We start from the raw sequence: 5,034 nt of genomic DNA, 5'->3' as shown, positions 1-5,034 counted from the left end.
GTGGTCGTGTACGGGGTGGACACCGGTGGTGATTCGCGTGCGACTCGGCGGCTCGACCATGCCGACGAGATTGCCGTGTGCGGTATCTCGGTGCGCGGCGCCAATACCTTGCCCGCCAAGACCGTCACCGACGCCGTCGCGGTTCTGCTTCCCGTGCAACGTCCGGACATCGTGCACATCGTCGACAGCATCCCGCTCGGCCGCGCTTACCGCCCGCGTGCATCCGTCCTGCAGAAGCAGGGGATTCCGGCGCCGAGCGCTCGGGCGTGGTACTACGACACCGCTTCCAGTTCGTACCGACGATTGACCAAAGCTGTTGCCGCGGAACGGTTCGGCAGGGCGGACGACAGTACCGGTGGATCAGCCTGATTCCGGCGTACTGGAGTCGGCTAGGTTGTGCTGATAGAGCTGTTCGATGCGGAGTCGGGTATCCGCGGGGCAGTGAACGGACGAGAAAAAGGATTTTTGACGTGGCAATCGACAAGACACTCCTCGGCATCCTCGCGTGCCCGGTCGACAAGGGACCACTGCTGCTGGTGGAGAACGAGTTGCTCTACAACCCGCGTCTTCGTCGTGCGTACCCGATCGAGAACGGAATACCGGTGCTGCTCACCGATGACGCAAGGGACGTCGACGACGCCGAGCACGAGTCGATTATCGCTCGCGCGCAGTCCTAGGGAAGTTCGCCGGTGAGGTAGCGCTGCAGGGTCGGCGCCACCGATGCGACGACCTTCTCTGCCGGCGTCGATGCGAGTGGTTCCAGCTTCAGGATGTGTCGGGTGAGCAGGACCCCGGACATTTGGGATGCAACCAGGTTGACGCGGAGTTGGCCGGACCCCGCAGGGTGGTCGACGCGTTCGGCGATGTCCTTCAGGACGATGTGCATCAGAAACGTTCCGAGCAGAGTGGTGTCGCCCCCTGCGATCATGGCGCGAAAGGCCGCGACGACGGCTTCTCCGGCCTCGGATTCCCACACCTCCAGCACAGCGGTGATGAGTGCCTCGCCCAGGTCTTCCGTGTCGGCTGCCAGCACCGGGCCGAGCACGACCGCCGGATCGGTGGGTAGTGCGATGCAGGCGACGAACAACTCTCGTTTGGTTCCGAAATAGTGATGAACGAGCGCTGAGTCGACGCCCGCTTCGGCGGCAACCGCCCGGACCGAGGTCTTGTCGAATCCTGTTGCTGCAAAGCGGGCCCGTGCGACAGCCAAGATGGTCTCGCGGGTGCCGGGGCGTCCCGGTCTGCGTCCGGTTCGGATCTGTTCGGTCACGGCGTGCGGCGTCGCAGTGTTGCGGCCGCTGCGCACAGCGCGACGATGGTGAATCCGAGCACGACCCCGATGTCGAGGGCCATCCGACTCGTGAAGTCGGGATTGGAGGAAATCTGTTGCAGTGCATCGACTGCGTAGCTCAGGGGGAGTACGTTGCTGATCGCGTGTAACCAGTCGGGCATCTGGTCGCGGGGAACGAGCAGTCCGCACAGAAACAGCTGCGGCACGACAACGACGGGCATGAACTGAACGGCTTGGAATTCGGTGCGGGCGAATGCGCTGCACAGCAGCCCGATGGCCACGCCGAGAACGGCATTCAGTACGGCAACGACGATGACCCATCCGATCGAACCGGCTGTGGACAAACCGAGTAGGCCGAATGCGACGCCGCACGCGAGAATTCCCTGCAGCACTGCAGCTATCGAGAACGCCGATGCGTAGCTTGCCAGGAGGTCCAGTTTGGACATCGGTGTGGTGAGCAGACGCTCGAGGGTCCCCGAGCTCCGCTCCCGCTGCATGGCTATCGACGTGATCAGAAACATCACCACGAACGGCAGGATGCCGAGCATGGTGATGGCGATTCGATCGAACAAGGGCGGACTTCCCGGCGCCGTCGGGTAGTCCTGATAGAGGAAGTAGATCAGCACCATCAGCAGAGCCGGCACGAGGAGAATCATCGCGACGGTCCGTCGATCTTCCCGAAGCTGACGGAGGATTCGTCCGGTGCCTGCGGCGTAGATCTGCATGCTCATGACGCGTTCTCCAGATTCTGCGTGGTTCGAATGAGCGTGAGGAATGCGTGTTCGAGATTGGTTTCTCCGGTGCGCTTCAACAGTTCGTCGGGAGTGAGCTGGGCCAGCACGGAACCGTCGCGCATGAGGATCAGGTCCGCGCAGTGCTCGGCCTCTTCCATGACGTGACTCGACACCAGAAGCGTGGTGCCACTGCGGGCGATGTCCTCGAAGCGTGCCCACAGTTCGGCTCTGAGCACAGGGTCGAGCCCGACCGTCGGTTCGTCCAGTACGAGTAACTCCGGTTCAGCGACGAGAGCACTGGCCAAGGACACGCGTCCCAACTGACCGCCCGATAGTTGGCCGGCGAGCGAGCGTGTGTGGTCTGCAAGTCCGACGGCCTCGATAGCGGAGGTCACCGACTGTCCGTCGCGGCCGTACAGAGCGGCAAAATATCTGACGTTGTCGCGGACGGTGAGGTCGCGATACACGCTCGGTGCCTGCGTCACGTAGCCGACTTTGCGTCGCAGTTCTTTCGTCCCTGCCGGCGATCCCAGTACCGTCACGCTCCCCGACACGACCTTCTGTGTGCCGACGATCGATCTCATCAACGTCGTCTTGCCGCACCCCGACGGACCGAGAAGTCCAGTGATGGTGCCCGGTGGGATGGCCAGATTCACGCGGTTCAGGACGGTGCGTCCGCCGCGCTCGACAACGAGGGAATCGACTACAACGGCTGGGTCAGGCATGACGCACTCCTAAGGAATTCATCAGTCGATGAAATCATCGTGTGATGAATTTAAGCCTGCCGTCCGATCCGGTCAAGGGGAGCGGGCAAGATTGGTGGATGTGGACGTCGACATCCTGAGAGCACATCCGATCGAGGCAGCTCGGAGTCTGGTCGGCGCTCGGATCCGGACTGGAGATGTCGTGGTGCGGATCGTCGAAGTGGAGGCGTACGGCGGCCCGGATGCGGGGGCGTGGCCGGATCCGGCGGCGCACTCCTTTCGCGGCCCGACACCGCGAAACTCGGTGATGTTCGGACCTGCCGGGCGGTTGTACGTCTACCTGAGCTACGGGATGCACCTGTGCATGAACATCACGTGTGGTCCTGACGGCGACGCAGGTGCCGTCTTGCTTCGCGCAGGAGAAGTGGTCGAGGGAATCGACACTGTCCGCGCGCGGAGGGGACAGCGACCCGGTGTGGCAAAGATGGCCAGCGGACCCGGAAATCTAGGGCAAGCTCTCGGCGTCACGCTCGGGGACAACGGAATCGATGTGCTCGATCGCGCTGCTTCGATCGTGCTGGTGGACCGTGCGGACGTCGACGTGAACATCGACATCGCCGAAGGTCCGCGAGTCGGCGTGAGCACCGCAGCCGACAGACCGTGGCGGTTCTGGATCCGAGACTCTGCATCGGTATCGAGCTACCGACGGAGTCCACGGGCCGCACCGGCCTGACCGTCCGCAATCGGCAACAGCAGGGCTGGCGTACCCAGGTGTGTAGGGATGCGGGAAGATCGACGTCGTGAGTAAGAACATCATCGACGAACTGACTTGGCGCGGATTGATCGCGCAGTCCACCGACGTGGACGAACTGAAGAAGGCGACGTCCGACGGCCCGATCACTGTGTATGCGGGTTTCGACCCGACCGGACCGAGTCTTCACGCAGGTCATCTCGTTCCGTTGTTGGCGCTCAAGAGATTTCAACGAGCGGGTCACCGCCCGATTGTCATGGCAGGCGGTGCCACCGGGCTCATCGGCGATCCGCGTGACGTGGGTGAGCGGGTCATCAACTCGTCCGAGACCGTCTCCGACTGGGCTGATCGCATCCGCGGTCAGCTCGAGCGCTTCGTCGAGTTCGACGACAGTCCTACGGGCGCGATCGTGGAAAACAACCTGAACTGGACGGGTGAACTGACGGCGATCGACTTCCTTCGGGACATCGGTAAGCACTTCTCGATCAATGTCATGTTGGCCCGCGACACCGTGAAGACGCGCCTCGCGGGGGACGGTATGTCGTACACCGAGTTCAGCTACATGCTTCTGCAGGCCAACGACTTCGTTCAGCTTCGGCGGACCTACGGGTGCACCATGCAGATCGGTGGATCCGATCAATGGGGCAACATAGTCGCGGGCGTGGAACTGAACCGGCGCACGGATGCGGAATCCGTTCACGGGTTGACCGTCCCGCTGGTGACCTCGGCCGACGGCAAGAAGTTCGGTAAGTCGACGGGTGGCGGAAGCCTGTGGCTGGATCCGGACATGACGAGCCCGTACGCCTGGTACCAGTACTTCGTGAACACCGGCGACGCGGATGTCGTGAAGTACCTGCGATGGTTCACGTTCCTCGAGCAGGACGAACTCGCCGCGCTGGACGAGGCTACGCGCGAGCGTCCGCACGCCAGGGAGGCGCAGAAGCGTCTTGCCGCCGAGATGACGACGCTCGTGCACGGCGAGGCGAACACCCGGGCCGTGGAACTGGCAAGTCAGGCGCTGTTCGGCCGTGCGGAGCTCGGTGACCTCGACGAGCAGACGCTCGCGGCGGCGTTGGGTGAAACCTCGGTGGCGGAGCTGTCGGTGGGGGAGCAGCCGACCATCGTCGACCTCCTTGTGGCGACCGGGTTGTCGGAGAGCAAGAGCGCAGCACGCCGCGCGGTGAAGGAAGGCGGCGCGTCGGTCAACAACCAGAAGATCGCCGACGAGGAGTGGATTCCGTCGCCTGAAGACCTGCTGCACGGTCGATGGCTCGTCGTGCGACGTGGAAAACGAAACTTCGCGGGCGTTCGCATGAGCTGACGCCGGCCAGACAGGGAGTGCCGCGAGTCACACTCGTGTAATTCTCGGTTCGTGACGGGTGGGGCGGGTCGAACCAGGTCGCTACCTCGGTGTTTGCCGGGGAGTGAACTGGCGACCTGGGGATTTGACGCGGCGTTCTCGCTCGCGTAACTTTTGTCGAGTCAGAGCGACGGACACCGACCAGGTCTTCACGGATGTGGCAACGAGGTTGTACGGGTTCTGGCGATTGAAGT

Annotated in this window: 6 protein-coding genes and 1 pseudogene; 4 read left to right on the top strand and 3 right to left on the bottom strand. The window is 63.2% G+C overall.

Translation table 11 applies throughout. From position 1 onward, the window contains the following. Both A2J03_RS31165 and A2J03_RS17125 read left to right on the top strand, forming a co-directional pair. Positions 1–369: pseudogene (locus A2J03_RS31165) on the top strand (acyl-CoA synthetase); the annotation flags it as partial. Positions 370–470: 101 nt separating this feature from the next. Continuing rightward, positions 471–677 carry a Trm112 family protein gene (locus tag A2J03_RS17125; protein ID WP_068376177.1) on the top strand — a complete coding sequence of 69 codons (207 nt, stop codon included), beginning with the start codon at positions 471–473 and terminating at the stop codon, positions 675–677. Here A2J03_RS17125 and A2J03_RS17120 read toward each other — a convergent pair. Genes A2J03_RS17120 through A2J03_RS17110 form a run of 3 tightly spaced genes read right to left on the bottom strand, consistent with a single transcriptional unit; the run spans position 674 to position 2,750 of the window. Next, positions 674–1,270 carry a TetR/AcrR family transcriptional regulator gene (locus A2J03_RS17120; RefSeq protein ID WP_197480834.1) on the bottom strand — a complete coding sequence of 199 codons (597 nt, stop codon included), beginning with the start codon at positions 1,268–1,270 and terminating at the stop codon, positions 674–676. The two genes, A2J03_RS17125 and A2J03_RS17120, sit on opposite strands and share 4 nt — an antisense overlap. Then, positions 1,267–2,022, bottom strand: coding sequence for an ABC transporter permease (locus A2J03_RS17115; RefSeq protein WP_068376171.1), 756 nt, complete (start codon positions 2,020–2,022; stop codon positions 1,267–1,269). The genes A2J03_RS17120 and A2J03_RS17115 overlap by 4 nt, the downstream gene beginning before the upstream one ends. Further along, on the bottom strand, positions 2,019–2,750 hold the full coding sequence (locus tag A2J03_RS17110; protein ID WP_068376169.1) for an ABC transporter ATP-binding protein: 732 nt from the start codon (positions 2,748–2,750) through the stop codon (positions 2,019–2,021). The genes A2J03_RS17115 and A2J03_RS17110 overlap by 4 nt, the downstream gene beginning before the upstream one ends. A gap of 100 nt (positions 2,751–2,850) precedes the next feature. On the opposite strand from A2J03_RS17110, the gene A2J03_RS17105 reads away from it, so the two are divergent. Next, the gene (locus tag A2J03_RS17105; protein WP_231912573.1) at positions 2,851–3,462 is read left to right on the top strand and encodes a DNA-3-methyladenine glycosylase; all 612 of its coding nucleotides are present in this window, start codon (positions 2,851–2,853) and stop codon (positions 3,460–3,462) included. A 67-nt stretch (positions 3,463–3,529) separates the two neighbouring features. Continuing rightward, entirely contained in the window at positions 3,530–4,801 is a 1,272-nt protein-coding gene (gene tyrS / locus A2J03_RS17100) for a tyrosine--tRNA ligase (protein WP_068376166.1), read from the top strand. The last annotated feature ends 233 nt before the right edge of the window (positions 4,802–5,034 follow it).

Source organism: Rhodococcus sp. EPR-157, assembly GCF_001647195.1.
GTDB lineage: Bacteria > Actinomycetota > Actinomycetes > Mycobacteriales > Mycobacteriaceae > Rhodococcoides.
This window is presented reverse-complemented; position numbering and strand designations above follow the sequence as displayed.